Here is a 15,184-nt window from a genome sequence, read left to right as displayed (position 1 = left end):
GGGGAGCCCATGCATTCATCCGACGAGATTGACGATCCACGCCGCCAATGGCTGATCCAGGCGCTGGCCGCCGGCGTGTTTGGCAGCGCATTCACCCAGGCGCAGGCCCAGGGTTTCAGCATCTTTGGCAGCAAGCCCAGCAAACTGCCCCCAAGCCAGTCCATCTACGGCATCTCGGGCGATGTGAAGGTGAACGACAAGCCAGCCTCCCTGAGCACCCCCATCAAGCCCGGCGACACGCTGGAGACCGCCAAGAACAGCGAAGTCATCTTTGTGGTGAACACCCACTCGATGATCCTGCGTGGTGACAGCAAGCTGGTGATTGAGGCCCCGGCTGAAGCACCTGCCGATACTTCGGTGACGGGTTACATCATTGGCGGCTTGCGCATGGTCACCGGTAAGCTGCTGTCGGTGTCGCGCAACTCGCCCATGCGCGTCACCACCTCCACCTCCACCATCGGCATTCGCGGCACCGGCTTCTATGTGGAGGCGGACCCAGAGCAGACCTACTTCTGCACCTGCTACGGCGCGACCGAGGTGCAAGCCAACGACGACCCCGAAAGCCGCGAACAGGTAGTGGCGTCGCACCACGACCGCCCGCTCTACATCGTCAAGGACGGCGGCACCGGCAAGAACATTCGCAACGCCCCGTTTGTGAACCACACCGACCAGGAGCTTGCCTTGATCGAAACTCTGGTGGGGCGCAGAACTCCGTTCGTGTTCTCCAAAGATTCGTACAGCGGCCCGCGCCGCAGCTATTGATGCTGCTATGAAAAAAGGGAGCCTCTGGCTCCCTTTTTTGTTGGTGCAGTTGCCGAGCTATTCGGGTGCGCCGTTCAGGATCCAGCCCAGGATCTTGTCGTAATCAGACCGCCCCGCCGCACCAGGCGTGAGGGCTGCATTGAAGCCGGTGACCAGCCCGCCGTTGTGGTGGTTCCCGGACGGCTTGCGCAGCAAGGGGCTGGCTGCAATGTCTGTGAAATTGACGCGACCGCGCAGTTCTTTGTAGAACCAGTGGTTGTCGTCGGTGGACTTGTCATTGGTGACCTCCACGCCGCCCACGCCATTGCGATCGATGTCTGAGTACCAAATGGGCGGTGTCACCGTGCCATTGCCTCCCGACTTGTGGCATTGCGTGCATTGGCCCGCGACCTGACCACCGGTCTGAAGAATGGCTTTGATGTCCGAGAAGCGCAGCAGCGAGGGGTCATAGGCCAGCGCTGTATCCACGACCAGCGTGAGCGTTTTTGCCGTACTGCTGGTGCTGCCATTGCCAGTCACCAGCTGCACCTGGTACGTTCCTGATGCGCTCACGGTCAGCGTGGGGTTGCTCGCGGTGGACGAAGACAGTAGGGCCGTTTGCCCGCCCGGTACCGATGTAACGGTCCAGGCGTAAGTGCTGGAGTACAAGCTCATGGCTGCAGACAACGTGGGCGTGAGCGTCTTCACCACACGGTCTGGCCCAGGGTCGGCCACGGGGCGGCCGGGCTGCTTGCTGGCATCGGCGCTGTACGCCGTGCCCGTCAAGTATGTCGCCATCTCTGCGTTCATGGCACTGGTCGTCCAGAACTTGTCGTAAACCAGTTTGGCCAACGGCATGTTGCCGCGGTCAATCACGTGGGCCTTGATGCGATCCGCAAAGCCGTCAAATTTGGTGAACGATTCAAAGTCGATGTCAGATTGGTTGCCTGTGCCTCGCAGGCTGTGGCACACGCGGCATGACTCGGACACGGTCGTGGAATACAGCGTTCCGCGTCCCAAGCTTTGCCAATCCCCAGGACTGTAGGTGTTGGTGGTTTCGCTCAACACATTGGGCAGGTTATTGCCGCCATACATGTGCTTGATGTGCGCTGCTGCCGTGCCCTGGTATTCATTTTGAGTGGCCGCGCGCCTGCATCCATCAAATGTGCCGGCGGTCTCGCTGGCAGGGATGGGATAGGTGCACAGCACCATCTTGTTCAAGGTTTTGATGTTCGCTTCCAGAACGGCGCGGGTATAGCCGCCGATGGTGGAGAAATCAAAGGATGCCGGCTCGAAAGCATGGGTTTGCGCACCAATGTCCCCGCGCTCACCGGACACCGAGTTCATCAATTTGGGGAACAAGCCTGTGGGCGTGAGCGGGTCACCCCGGCCGCCGTGGCAGCTGATGCAAACGGTGGGCATGGCCTTGCTGCCTCGGCCATCCAGATTGGCCACGGTAAGCCGCTGTTGGGTGACGGGATCGAAGGTGTAGAACTTGACGAACTTGGTTCCAGCCAGTGGCCCTGGGCTGAATTCAATGCCGTTGGTGCCAATGTGCCAGCGAGCCTCACTCCGAACCGCGGCTTCCACGTTCAACGGCGTGTAGGCGCCGTAGCCACCTACCAGGTAGTTTTCGACAACGAAGGCAATGCTGCCATCCGCATTCTGGCGACCCGTCATCTTGCGGCCATAGCCCAAGTCGCGTTGGTCGCCGATGACGATGCTCACCTCGTTGCCACCTGTGCCGAACTGGTTTTTGGTTTTGAAGTCGGCAAGTGTGGTGCGCTCGTTGGCAGGGTCGACGGCCTGGTAGTAGCCCGTGGCGTAAGCCACGGCATTGACTTCCAGGCTGGAGTCATCTTGCTTTTGCGGGTTGGGGAAAAGCAAGAAGCTGTTGGGCCCCGCTGGGCCTTCGGTGTTTGCGGTGCTGGACGAGCTGCCTCCGCCGCCGCCACCCCCGCCGCAAGCGGAGAGCAAGGCCAGCACTGCCGCAACGGCACCGGTTGTCAAAAAGGAAGAGAGTTTCATGGCAAGCGCTTCCTTAGAACCGCATCAGGTAGCTGGCAGACAGCTGGTTGGTGATGTAGCTGTTGGGCGAGGTGGCCCAGGCCGGCCGCATGCCGGGGGTGGACTCGACACGGCGCCAGGCAATGTCGATCGAGTCGCGTGCGCCCAAGCCCACGTTGTAGCCCAGTGTGGTCAGCACCGTGGTGCCGCCAAACCGGTAGCTGAAGAACTGGCCGCCCGCATACGCGTCGTCCAGTACCAGCACTTTGGCCACGGTCACGTTCTCCAGCGACGAACGGCCGGTAGACACGATGTCGCCATCCCGGTACTCCGCGCTCATGTACAGCGTAGCATTGCTGCGTAGAGCGTAGTCTAGGTTCATGCGCAGCGAGGTGTCTGCCGTTTGGAACACTGTGCTGTTGGCGCTTCGACCGTTGTAGCCTAGTGCACCAAACACGTTGATGCGATCAGTCAGCGGTTGCGACACTGACGCGCCAACCGCGTAGCGGTAACCATCGCGCAGGCTGGATTGGTGTTTGAGTGCCGTGGCCCGACCAAACAGTCCAAAGGTGGGGGCATCGAATTCGGAGGATTCCCGGTACTGGTACACCGCTTCCCCAGTCAGACTGATATTGCTGAGGCCGTTGTACGTCTGGAAGCGTTCTCCCCCCACGCTGCCGGTGAGCAGCAGGCGGCTGGTGCCACTGATCGAAATGGAGCGGGTTTGCCCCGCATTGAATGTATAGACGCTGTCGCCCCGGATATCCGAGCTCAATTTTGAACGGGTAATGTTGTCATCCCACATGTAGCCCGCATCCACCTGGATGTCGTTGCTGTCATTGAAGTCAAGCTCCACGCCCTTGAGCAAGTCGGGCAGGCCCTTGGCGCCCAATTCCTTGACGAGTTTGAGTCGCAGCGCGTAGCTGGATTCCTGGGCCGATACCTGGGTCAGTTGGTAGTCCACCCCGAAGGCCCAGCCATCGCGGAACAGGAACTCGCTGCCAATGCCGAATACCAGGGCGCTTTGCAGGCTGCCCGAGGGTGCGATGGAGTAGCGCGTGCCGCCGATCTGGTCGGCATAAGAAATGGCGGCCTCGCTCTTGTTTTGCAGGTCCTGGCGTACTTCCACGCGAGCGCGCGGAATGGCCCAGCCAAACGGGGTGGAGTGGATGCTCTCGCCACGCAGGCCCAGCACGCCCTGTAGCGCGGTGTTGGTTTGCGTGTAGTAGTTCAGGGCAAAGGCACCTGCGCCAGTTTCGGTGGCCTCATTGAGCTGGTCCATCGAAAAATCCAACCGACCGTAGGGCGAGATCATGTTCGTCTTGTCACGGAACTCCAACCCGCCACCCAACGAGCCGAACAGCTGGTAACCCTTGCGGTTGGCGTTGGCAAAGGCGCTGGCCGCTGTGACATAGCGCTTGGAATCAAAGTCTACCGAGCCCACGCCCAGCATGCCTTCCAGGAAGCCTTTGGTACCCACTTGGCGGCTGGCATAGACCGCCAGCGAATAGCCGCGGGATTCGTTGCGGGTGCCGTCGGTGCCAATGTTGGTGGTGTCTTGGGCATAGCCCACGCCCATGCCCACCGTGAGCTTGTCGTCCCAGGCCAGGTCCACACCCATGCTGACACCATTGGAGCTGAAGTCCGAACCGCTCAGGCCACCGCTGGCGTCACGCGCGCCAAAGCTCACCACACCCTCCACCCAGACCTTGGGGCCGGGCAGGGCGGTGGCACCGGTATTGGTATTGCCACCCAGGCTTGCTGACATCCGACCCAGATCAACCGACTGGTTTTGCACCAGCCCAGTGACCAGCCCGTAAAGCGGGTTCTGGCTCAGTCCGGTGTCATTGGCCACTTGGCTGACAGCCGACGCCACGGGCAGGGAGGCCGGAGCAGTACCCACCGGCAGCTGGGTGGCCGAGTTGGTGCCCAGACTGTTGAGTTGGGCGCTGGTTCTGGCCGCCGAAGGAGCGGTCACGGTGGCCTCGCCAAAGCGCGCAGTGGGCTGGCCGGTACCTAGGCCGGTACCGCGGCTGCGCAGGCCTTCCATGTGGCGGCCATAGTTAGCAATCTGCGTGCGCGAGAAGCGCAGGGCGGCCTCGTTCTGCGCGGTCACTGTGCCAACGACGGCTTTGTCTTGTGTGGGGTCGGAGCGCCCCGTCACCGTCACCGTCACGATGCCGGCGGTGGAGGTGGCGCCGCCGGTGAAATGGGCGATGGCCGAGAAAGAGTCGGTGCCGAAGAAGTTGGCCGCTGGCGTATAGGTGGCGGTGACGCCACTGATGGTTAACGTGCCGTGGGCCGGCTGCATGGAGACCGACATGCCCGTGGGGCTCAGGGCCGGGAACATGCAGGTACTGAGGTTCAGCGTTGCGGCGGTGTTGGCCGCGGTCGTCAGGGTGCAAGCCGCGGGGGTTGGAACGCCCACGGAAAAATTGACGGTGATTGCTGCGCTGGTGCCTGCGGCATTGGTGGCGGTCAGCGTGACGGCACTGCTGGCCGACGGCACGGTGGGTGTCCCTGATATCACGCCCGTGCCGGTGTTCAAGGACACGCCTGTTGGTAGCGTGCCGCTGGCGAGTGCGAACGCGGTCAGCGGCGGGTTGCTAGCCGTGATGGTGATCGGACTCATGGCCGCGCCGAGCGCCAATGCCGTGGTGGTGCCGTTGGTCGGGCTGCTGATCACGGGCACGGCATTGGGCGTGATGGTGAAGGTCACCGCGAGGGAGCCTGTCACCCCGCCCGAGTTAACGGCCCCCAGTGTCACCGTGGATACGCCACTGGCCGTAGGCGTGCCCGATACCACCCCGGTACTGGTGTTCAGGGTCAGACCCGCGGGCAGGCTACCCGATACGACGGAGTAGCTGGTGATGGGGCCGTTGGTGCCACTGGTGGTGATGCTGTAGGCCGTGCCCGCAGCACCCACGGTGCCAGAGCCTGTAGCACCACTGCTAATCACGGGTGCTGCGGTGGCATGGACGCGCATGATCACATTCAATGTGCCCGCGCCGGAAGCATTGCTCGCGCCCAGTGCCACGGTGTAGTCACCGCTGACAGAGGGTGTGCCGGTGATGGCTCCGGTGGAGGCATTCACCGCCAGGCCCGTTGGTAGCCCGCTTGCGGTGTAACTGGCCGCTGTGATCGGCGGGTTGGTCGCGTTGATCTGGTAGCCAGCGATGGCCGTGCCTACAGTTCCGACTACGGACACAGTAGGCGAGGCGGAGAGTGACGGCGTGGTAGTGATCACAGGCACCCCGGCTGATGCCACGTTGATGGTAAGCGTCTGGCTCACGGCACCGGCCGTTGTGGTGGCCTGCAGCGTTACCGGGTAGCTACCCGCTATGGTCGGCGTGCCGCTGATCTGTCCCGAGCCGCTGGCGAAACTCAGCCCGCTGGGCAGGCTGCCCGTGACCCCGTAAGCGCTGGGGCTGGCCGGGTAGGTAGTAATTTGGAAGGTGGAGATCGCGGAGTTTTGCGTGTAGCTGGCTGTGGCGCCGTTGGTAATGCCCGCAATGTCCATAGTCAGCGTTTTGCTTACCGTGCCGTCGTTGATGGAACCGTTGATCTGGGCACCGATAGTGACCGAGAAGGAGCCCGTGGCCGTGGTGGTGCCGGTGATCTTGCCGTTGGTGCTGTCGATGGACAGGCCGGTAGGCAGGCCCGTGGCCGTGAAGTTGGAAGCCGTTCCGTCGTTGGATGTGACCGTGTAGACCGGCGCGCCTGCGGTATAGGTCTGTCCTTTGAAACCTGTGACGGTGGCCGCGCTGGTGATGCCGAGCACCGTGATCTGGATGGTGCGCGTGTCGTTCCCTGTGGGGTTACGCACCTCGACGTCGAACGAATCCGAACCTGTATAGCCGGCCGTTGACGTGTAGTCGAAGTTGTAGTGCATGGTGGTCGTGGCACCCACCGGAGCATTGGCCGCAGCACTGCCATGGCTGGCTGCTGCAGTGACATTGAGACCACCGCTGTCTTGGGCTGCGCCGCCGGTTCCGGTGGTCAGCAGCGTGTAGATGTCTTTGGTGGCCAGGGCGCCGGACCGCACGGCAATGGCCAGCGAGCCGCTGCCGTTGGCGACCGTGAACGATGGGGCCTTGAACTGTCCGATGTACAGTGCCAGGGACATGATCTGCGCCTGCGTGGGTAGAGCCGGCGCACCACCGAAGTTGACGTACATATTTCCGCCGGGCGAGAGTTCGGTGTGCAGGTAGTTGTAGGCATTGGATGCCATTAGGTGCGCGCTGGACGAACCCGCACCAGAGTGGCAGTTGGTACAGGCTGTGTAGCCACCAGCGCCACCGGTGTAGAGGCCGGAGCCTGCCGTCACCGATTGGCCCCAGGCGCTGGCGGAGCCTAAGGCCCCGAGCAGCACAGTTGTCCCCGCCAACCGAGCCGCCCAGCGCCACACGCCGCGGGCCACCCTTGTGCAAGCAGTCAGGCCAATAGCGGGACCCGTTACGGGTTGCCACAAAAAGGGCGGGCGTGGAGTCTCTATGTCGGGCATTTCCATGGACCAAACGGCGGGGCGCACAGCGGCCCCAGACAAGGCAATTTGTAGTGGGCTGCGGAGGAGACGGCCTGCTAGCACAAATCACAGAAAATCAGTGTAACGAATTGCCTTTGGATCTCTAAGGGCAATTGGCACCCAAGCCTGAAGTGATCTGCGCTTTTGTTGTATTTGGGAGAAATTTCCGAGGTGGTTTCAGTTCGTGGCGGCTGAAACCAGGGTTTGCCAGTCTTGTAGCGAGATGCGGGCCACGGGTTCAGGGCGCTGCAGAACGCCAGCGCGGAACACAATCACCTCAGCAAATGCCAGTTGCATTTGGTCTTGTGGCAGTTGCGCGGACTGCACGTGGGCCACCAGCACGGTGTTTTGGCCGGGTGCTGGCGCAGCCAACAGAAGCCGAGTGCGTGCCGCATCCCGTTCGACCTGGAGGTCGCCACCAGCAGGGTTCAGGTCTAGGGTGGTCTGTACTGTGCCGAGGTTCAGCAACTGGGCGGTGTGCTCGGTTCTGCATGTTTGGGAGCTCCATACCGCACCCACCGGAATTTTTAGCGTACGCATAGCCGTGCCCACAGTCAGCGCCTGTGTTTCCCCCTCGGGGGTCAGCCCGCTTTGAGGCTTGCAGTGCTCGGTGGGCGGGCCGCTTTCCGCATGCCGCATGTAGAGCACATAGCCGCCCTGGCGCAGCTGCGCCAACAGGGCCGCCCCTTGTAAGGCCTTGGCAGGGTCCACCAAAGGAAACGCCTGTGCCAGAGCGCCCGTGCAGGCGCAGCACAGTCCGAGCAGCGCGAGCAGCCGACGCATACGGTCAGGCGGCTAGCGCTGCCTCAATGTCCTTGGCCAAACTAGCTGGCGTATCCGTAGGCGCATACCGCTTGAGCACCTGGCCGTCTTTGCCGATAAGGAACTTGGTGAAATTCCATTTGATGGCCTTGGTTCCCAGAAAGCCTGGAGCCTCCTTGACCAGCCATTGGTACAGCGGGTGAGCCTCGCCGCCGTTCACGTCGATCTTGGCCATCATGGGGAAGCTCACGCCGTAGTTCAGCTGGCAGAACTCGGAGATTTCGTCGTTGCTGCCCTTGTCCTGCGCGCCGAACTGGTTGCACGGAAAGCCCAGCACCACCAGGCCCTTGTCGCCATAGGTCTTGTGCAACTCCTCCAGTCCGGCAAACTGGGGCGTGAAGCCGCAAGCGCTGGCCGTGTTCACGATCAGCAGGGACTTGCCCTCAAACTGCCGCAACGCGACTGGCTTGCCGGAAATTTGCAGGGCTTCAAAGTCGTACACGGTCGCCATGGCGGAATCCTTTGCAGATGTGAGGTATGTCACCTTAACAGGTGGAGAGAAAGCGCTTGTAAGAGTCGGATTTTGCTGGGAAGATTCCATGCAAAGAGGAGGCGCGGTGAACTACACACCCTGGTACCACCGAAGTGTGCAATGGATGCGGTCCAAGAAAAAGGAATACGACCTGGTGCAGGGTGAGGGCACGCTGGAGTCGTTGCGGCGCTATCGCTGGGTGGCGGTGCTGACGGCCCCTCTGCATGCGGGGCTGGCGCTGTTCCTGCTGCACTATGTGGCGCCGCCGGACCACCCGGAGATGGCGGTCTGGGCCGCTAACGTGATGTGGGCCCACGTCGTTGTTTGCGTATTTGTGGTCGTCACCGGCGGGCTGGCCCACATGACCTTGAAGCATCCCAGACGCGCCACCGTCTCCGCCGTCGTGCTGCAGACCGCCGTTTCCGCGGGTTATTTCTATTTTGGGGCGACCATCACCATTGCTGATCTCGTGGCCAACGCAGGTGCCGGGTTGTCCAGTTTCATGATGATCTGCATCATGTTCGGTGTGATCGGACTCATGCGTCCGGGCATCTCGGTGCCACTGTACTTGGGCACTTGCCTGGTGTTCTCCTTCATGCTGGGCCGTGCGCCCATTGACCCACTGCACCTGCCCAGTCTGAACATCATTGCCTTCATCGCCCCAGGGTTGGCGCTGCTGGCCTCCGTCATGGTTTGGAGCCAGTATTCGCATGCGGTGTTGTTGCGCCGAGAGTTGAGCCGAAGCAATACCGCGCTCATGGCACAGCAGCAAGAGTTGGCCTTTCTGGCGGACCACGACACGCTGACCGGCCTGTACAACCGCCGCGAATTCATGCGCATGGCGAATATGGAGCTGGCCCGCGTGGCGCGTGCGCCCTGCGACACCCAGCTCATCATGGTGGACCTGGATTTTTTCAAGAAAATCAACGACCAGTATGGTCACCCCGTCGGTGACGCCGTGCTCAAGCAGGTGGCAGCGCTGCTGCGCGGCGGCATCCGCATCACCGACACGGTGGCCCGTTTGGGCGGCGAAGAGTTCATCGTGTTGCTGCCCGACACCTCGCGCGACGGCGCGCTGGCCGTGGCCGAGAAGCTGCGCGCCCTGTTGCGTTCGGCGCCGCTGGTGATTGAGGATCTGCGGGTGCCGGTGACGGCCAGCTTTGGGGTTAGCGGTCTGGTGCGCGACCAGCACGGCACGGTAGACAGTATTTATGCCGCCGCCGACCGGGCCCTGTACGTGGCCAAACAGCTGGGTCGGGATCGGGTGGAATATGCCGCGCCAGAGTCGTCCGAACTCAGCGCCCGGGTCGGCTTGCGCGCCTAGCGTCTAGCCGTGCAGGTTGTCGTTGCGGGCAATGGCCAGCAGGTGCTCCAGCACCGCAGCATGGTCGCGGCAGTTGCGCGCATGCCAGCGTTTGATCCACCACATGAAGCCCGCCACCACCACACCAAACACGGTGATGGCGCCAAAGGCCGACAGGCCCATGCCGGTGGACAGGCTGTAAAACGCGCCCAGACCCAAAATGCAGGCCTGTTCGTTGAAGTTTTGTACGGCAATGGAGCGGCCCGCGCCCATCAGATTGTGGCCACGGTGCTGCAGTAGCGCATTCATGGGTACGACCAAAAAGCCGCCCAGGCCACCCAGCAAAATCAGGAAGGGCGCGGCCACCCATACATTGGTGATGAAGTTCAGGAACAGAATCAGCAGGCCCATGGCAATGCCCAGGGGAATCACATTGGTGGCGTGCTCCAACCGCATGCGCATGGAGGCGGCTACCGCCCCCGCGGCGGTACCTATGGCCACCACGCCCACTAGCGCCGACGCCTGCGTGACGCTGTAGCCCAGCGCCGCCGAGGCCCAGGCCAGCACGATGTAGCGCAGATTGCCGCTCACACCCCAAAACAGCGTGGTGGTGCTCAGCGAGATTTGGCCCAGGCGGTCTTTCCACAGTTTGGCGTTGCATTTCCAGAAATCGGGCAACAGCGTTAGCAGGTTCTTGGGCAAGGCACGCATGCTGGCGCCAGTCAATGGGATGCGGGTGTTGAACCAGGCCGCGGCCAGGTAGACAAAGATCAGCACCGAGATTGCAGCTTCGGGCGGGGTGTCGATGCTGGTGTTGACCAGCGGAAAGTCAAACGACAGCAGTGCCGTGGAAATGCCGGGGCTGACCAGCTGGCCGCCCAGCAGCACGCCCAGGATGATGGAAGAAATCGTCAGCCCCTCGATCCAGCCATTGGCCTTGACCAATTGGGAGGCGGGCAGCAACTCGGTCAGGATGCCGTATTTGGCCGGCGAATAGGCCGCGGCGCCCAGGCCTACGATGGCGTAGGACATGAGCGGGTGCGTGCCAAACAACATCATCAGGCAGCCCACCACCTTGATGCCATTGCTGATCAGCATCACCTTGCCCTTGGGCATGGAATCGGCAAATGCGCCCACAAAAGGCGCCAACACCACATAAAACAGTGCAAACATGGGCACCAGCGCCGCTTGCTGCCACTCGGGGGCGCCTGCACTGCGTAGCAACTGCACCGCACCCACAAACAAAGCATTGTCGGCCAGCGAGCTGAAAAACTGCGCTGACATGATGGTGTAAAAACCGCGTTTCATGGGTGGGGAGTAGGGCACATTAGCGTGGCTAATGCGTCAGGTATTGTTGTAGGTCTCCAAACGTGCTGCGGTTATAGCACGGCGGCCAATGTCAAAATCTTCGCACTCCCTCTCTCTGCCACTGCCATGCCACGCCCCATACACGCCACCATCCACACCCAGGCGCTGCGCCACAACCTGGAAACCGCCCGCCGCGCCGCGCCCGATGCGCGGGTCTGGGCGGTGGTCAAGGCCAATGCCTATGGCCACGGCATCGAGCGTGCGTTTGACGGCCTGCGCGGCGCCGATGGCATTGCCCTGCTGGACCTGGACGAGGCCCAGCGCGTGCGCAACCTGGGCTGGCGCGGCCCCATCCTCTTATTAGAGGGCGTGTTCGACCAGCGCGACCTAGAGCTTTGCTCCCGTCTGGGCCTGTGGCATACAGTGCACTGCGAAGAGCAGATCAACATGCTGGCCATCCACAAGACCAACGAGCCGCACCGGGTCTTCCTCAAGATGAACTCGGGCATGAACCGCCTGGGCTTTGCGCCCGAGCAATACCGCTCGGCCTGGACGCGGTTGAACGCCCTGCCGCAGGTGGACGAGATTTCGCTGATGACCCACTTCAGCGACGCCGACGGCGCCAAGGGCATTGCTGCGCAGATGGCCGTTTTCAAGGCCGCCACCGATGACCTGCCGGGCGAGCGCACGGTGAGCAACAGCGCGGCCACGCTGCGCCATTCCGCCCCGGGCCTGGTGTCTGACTGGGTGCGCCCCGGCATTGCGGTCTACGGCAGCGCACCCGACTACCCCGAGCACACCGCCGCCCAGTGGGATTTGCAGCCCAGCATGACGCTTGCTGCAAAAATCATAGCTGCCCGCGCAATAAATACGGGGGCTAGCGTCGGATACGGCTCTACATTTGTGGCCGACAAGCCGATGCGCATTGGCGTGGTGGCCTGCGGCTACGCCGATGGCTACCCGCGCCTGTGCCCCACCGGCACGCCTGTGCTGGTGGACGGCGTGCGCACCCGCACCGTGGGCCGGGTCAGCATGGACATGATCACCGTGGACCTGGACCCTGTGCCCGAGGCGCACATGGGCAGCGAGGTCACGCTCTGGGGCCGCGCGGCCAATGGCGCGGTGTTGTCGATTGACGAGGTGGCGGCTTGTGCCGGCACCGTGGGTTACGAGTTGATGTGCGGGCTGGCGCCGCGCGTGCCGGTGGTGGTGGCCGATTGAACAAAAATACCATCCCTATTCCCATCTCCATGCTGGAGGTGGGCAAACCTTTGCCCGTGGACGTATGGAGTGGCACCACCGGCCAGTTGTTGCTGCGCAAGGGGCAACCCATCTTGTCCGCCCAACACCGCGACAAGTTGCATGACCATGAAGCCTGCTCCACGGCAGTTGAGGGCATGGCCTGGCAACAAGCCTATGAGCGCATGGTGCACCAGATGCTGCGCGATGGGGTGGACATCCTCACCATTGCCACCGCGTCCATGCCCAGCACCATTCTGGAGCGCGACTACGTGGTCGGGCAGCAGTTCAGTGGCGGCTGGCTGGATATTCAGGAAGTGCTGCGCGGCGTGCTCTACCAGGGTGGACTGGGGATCAACCCGCTGCCACGCCTGGCCGGGCTGGAACGCAAATGCCAGGCCCTGCTGCAGGCCGATGTCGATGACAGCCTGTTTTGCCTGTTCCAGGCGCTGGCCGACAGCAGCCTGGGTTACTGCGCCACCAATGCGCTGCTGTGTGGTGTGGTCTGTGAACTGGCGGGACAGAAACTGGGACTGGACCCGTTGCAGCGCCAGACGCTGCGTCGCGCCGCGCTGACCATGAACATTGGCATGGCGCGCGAGCAGGATTCGCTCACACGCCAGAGCGAGCCTTTGACGCCGGAGCAGCGCACGCTGATTGCCGACCATCCCTGGCGCAGCGTGGACATTCTGGTCGGCCTTGGGGTGGATGACGACGACGTGCTGGACATCGTGCGTTGGCACCATGCCCCGGATTCGCCCAAGGCCATGGCGCGCAACTTCGCCAGTCGCCGTTTGCTGCACCTGGCCGACGGCTTTGTGGCACGCATGGCGGCGCGCAAGACACGCATGTCGTTTGCGCCGGTCAAGGCGGTGAAGTCCATGGTCATGGGCGCCGAGGGTGAAATCGTGGGGGTGAGCTCGGCCATGGCGCAGGCCGTGGGGTTTTACCCGCCGGGCAGTTATATGCAGTTGGCCAATGGCGAGACGGCGGTGTCGGTGCAGCGCGGCGAGCGCGCCAATACGCCCTGGGTTGTGCCCATTCTCGACAAGGACGGTATGCCGCTCGTCAAATACGTAGGGCACAACACCGCCACCGAGCCTGCCTACGCCATCGCCACCGCGGTGAACTTCGAGAAGGTGCGCGTCACCATCAATGGCGACAAAGTGCGCCAAGCGCGAGAGCGGATCCGGGTTTAGCGGCCGGAGCCCCTGGCCCATTGTTTTGGCATGAAAACAACCTCTAGCCCCCGTAGATAGTGCGCGAGCAGCTCCTAAATCAGGAGCAATTTGAGTCGGGGTTGCTGCTTGGTATCTGTGAATATATACAGTATTATCCCGCCATGGCCAAAGAAAAAACTGTCTTCTCTTGCAACGAATGTGGTGGCACCAGCCCCAAATGGCTGGGCAAATGCCCGCACTGCAACGCCTGGAACACGCTGATCGAATCCGTGGCGCAGAGCGACGCGCCGGCCAAAAACCGCTTTGCCTCGCTGGCCAAGACGGCCGAGGTGGCGGTGCTGTCCGACATCGAGGCGTCTGACGTGGAGCGCACCCCTACGGGCCACGAGGAACTGGACCGCGTGCTGGGCGGCGGCATGGTGGAGGGCGGTGTGGTGCTCATCGGTGGAGACCCCGGCATTGGCAAGTCCACGCTCTTGCTGCAGGCACTGGATTCGCTGCAGCGCTCGGGCAAAAACACCTTGTATGTCACCGGCGAAGAGAGCGGGGCGCAGGTGGCGCTGCGCTCGCGCCGCCTGGGGCTGGACCACAGCCAGGTGCGGGTGCTGGCCGAAATCCAGCTCGAAAAAATCCTCGCCACGCTCGAGGCCCACCGCCCCGATGTCGCGGTGATTGACTCCATCCAGACCGTCTATTCCGAACAGCTCACCAGCGCGCCGGGCTCGGTGGCCCAGGTGCGCGAGTGCGCGGCCCACCTGACACGCGCCGCCAAGGCCAGTGGGACGGCCATCGTGCTGGTCGGCCACGTCACCAAAGAAGGCGCCTTGGCCGGCCCCCGCGTGCTGGAGCACATGGTCGACACGGTGCTCTACTTCGAGGGCGACACGCACAGCCAGTTCCGCCTGGTGCGCGCCATCAAGAACCGCTTTGGCGCGGTGAACGAGATTGGCGTCTTCGCCATGACCGAAAAAGGCCTCAAGGGCGTGAGCAACCCCAGCGCCATCTTCCTGAGCCAGCACGCCGAACCCGTGCCCGGCAGCTGCGTGATGGTGACGCTGGAAGGCACGCGCCCGCTGCTGGTGGAGATCCAGGCACTGGTGGACAGTGGTGGCCCGTCGCCGCGCCGCTTGTCGGTGGGCCTCGACAAAGACCGCCTGGCCATGCTGCTGGCCGTGCTGCACCGCCACGCCGGCGTGGCGTGTATGGACCAGGACGTGTTCATCAACGCTGTGGGCGGTGTGCGCATTGGCGAGCCCGCAGCCGACTTGGCGGTCATGCTGTCCATCACCTCGTCCTTGCGCGGCAAGCCGCTGCCCAAGGGCTTTATCGCGTTTGGCGAAGTGGGGCTGGCCGGCGAGGTGCGCCCCGCGCCGCGCGGGCAGGAGCGCCTGAAAGAAGCCGCCAAACTGGGCTTCAGCGTGGCCGTGGTGCCCAAGGCCAACGCACCCAAGAAGCCCATCGAAGGCATGACCATCCACGCCGTGGACCGGGTGGAGGAGGCCATGAACGTGGTGCGTGGGCTGGGCTGAGTCCGCACCGCGGATTTCCCTGCACAGGGGGCGGCAGGGTGGATAAGATGCAAGGCT

Annotated in this window: 10 protein-coding genes; 5 read left to right on the top strand and 5 right to left on the bottom strand. The window is 62.8% G+C overall.

The features are described 5' to 3' along the window. The first annotated feature begins 9 nt into the window (after positions 1–9). The gene (locus AC097R_RS00345; protein ID WP_479595538.1) at positions 10–762 is read left to right on the top strand and encodes a FecR family protein; all 753 of its coding nucleotides are present in this window, start codon (positions 10–12) and stop codon (positions 760–762) included. 57 nt (positions 763–819) lie between these two features. On the opposite strand, the gene AC097R_RS00340 is transcribed toward AC097R_RS00345, so the two are convergent. The 4 genes from AC097R_RS00340 to AC097R_RS00325 form a co-directional block, all read right to left on the bottom strand. Continuing rightward, a complete protein-coding gene (locus AC097R_RS00340; RefSeq protein ID WP_479595537.1) occupies positions 820–2,769 on the bottom strand; it encodes a hypothetical protein in 1,950 nt (649 codons plus the stop codon). Between the two features lie 13 nt (positions 2,770–2,782). Continuing rightward, positions 2,783–7,120: an autotransporter domain-containing protein gene (locus tag AC097R_RS00335; RefSeq protein WP_479595536.1), complete on the bottom strand. Its 4,338-nt coding sequence runs from the start codon at positions 7,118–7,120 to the stop codon at positions 2,783–2,785. 330 nt (positions 7,121–7,450) lie between these two features. Next, positions 7,451–8,056: a histidine phosphatase family protein gene (locus tag AC097R_RS00330; protein WP_479595535.1), complete on the bottom strand. Its 606-nt coding sequence runs from the start codon at positions 8,054–8,056 to the stop codon at positions 7,451–7,453. Positions 8,057–8,060: 4 nt separating this feature from the next. Then, positions 8,061–8,546: a glutathione peroxidase gene (locus AC097R_RS00325; protein WP_479595534.1), complete on the bottom strand. Its 486-nt coding sequence runs from the start codon at positions 8,544–8,546 to the stop codon at positions 8,061–8,063. 106 nt (positions 8,547–8,652) lie between these two features. On the opposite strand from AC097R_RS00325, the gene AC097R_RS00320 reads away from it, so the two are divergent. Beyond that, positions 8,653–9,891, top strand: a complete 1,239-nt coding sequence (locus tag AC097R_RS00320) for a GGDEF domain-containing protein (protein WP_479595533.1) — start codon at positions 8,653–8,655, stop codon at positions 9,889–9,891. Between the two features lie 3 nt (positions 9,892–9,894). On the opposite strand, the gene lplT is transcribed toward AC097R_RS00320, so the two are convergent. Then, a complete protein-coding gene (lplT, locus tag AC097R_RS00315) occupies positions 9,895–11,178 on the bottom strand; it encodes a lysophospholipid transporter LplT (RefSeq protein ID WP_479595532.1) in 1,284 nt (427 codons plus the stop codon). A 126-nt stretch (positions 11,179–11,304) separates the two neighbouring features. Between lplT and alr the strand changes: the two genes are divergently transcribed. The 3 genes from alr (at position 11,305) to radA (ending at position 15,127) form a co-directional block, all read left to right on the top strand. Beyond that, positions 11,305–12,399, top strand: coding sequence for an alanine racemase (alr, locus tag AC097R_RS00310; protein WP_479595531.1), 1,095 nt, complete (start codon positions 11,305–11,307; stop codon positions 12,397–12,399). Then, complete coding sequence (locus tag AC097R_RS00305; protein WP_479595530.1) at positions 12,396–13,616, top strand: HD-GYP domain-containing protein; 1,221 nt, start codon at positions 12,396–12,398, stop codon at positions 13,614–13,616. Before alr ends, AC097R_RS00305 begins: the two co-directional genes overlap by 4 nt. 143 nt (positions 13,617–13,759) lie before the next feature. Next, complete coding sequence (gene radA, locus AC097R_RS00300; RefSeq protein WP_310342686.1) at positions 13,760–15,127, top strand: DNA repair protein RadA; 1,368 nt, start codon at positions 13,760–13,762, stop codon at positions 15,125–15,127. The last annotated feature ends 57 nt before the right edge of the window (positions 15,128–15,184 follow it).

It is taken from the genome of Rhodoferax sp. ZS1R25, assembly GCF_056521335.1.
The sequence above is the reverse complement of the archived record's forward strand: the minus strand, read 5'-3'. Positions and strand labels throughout refer to the sequence as shown.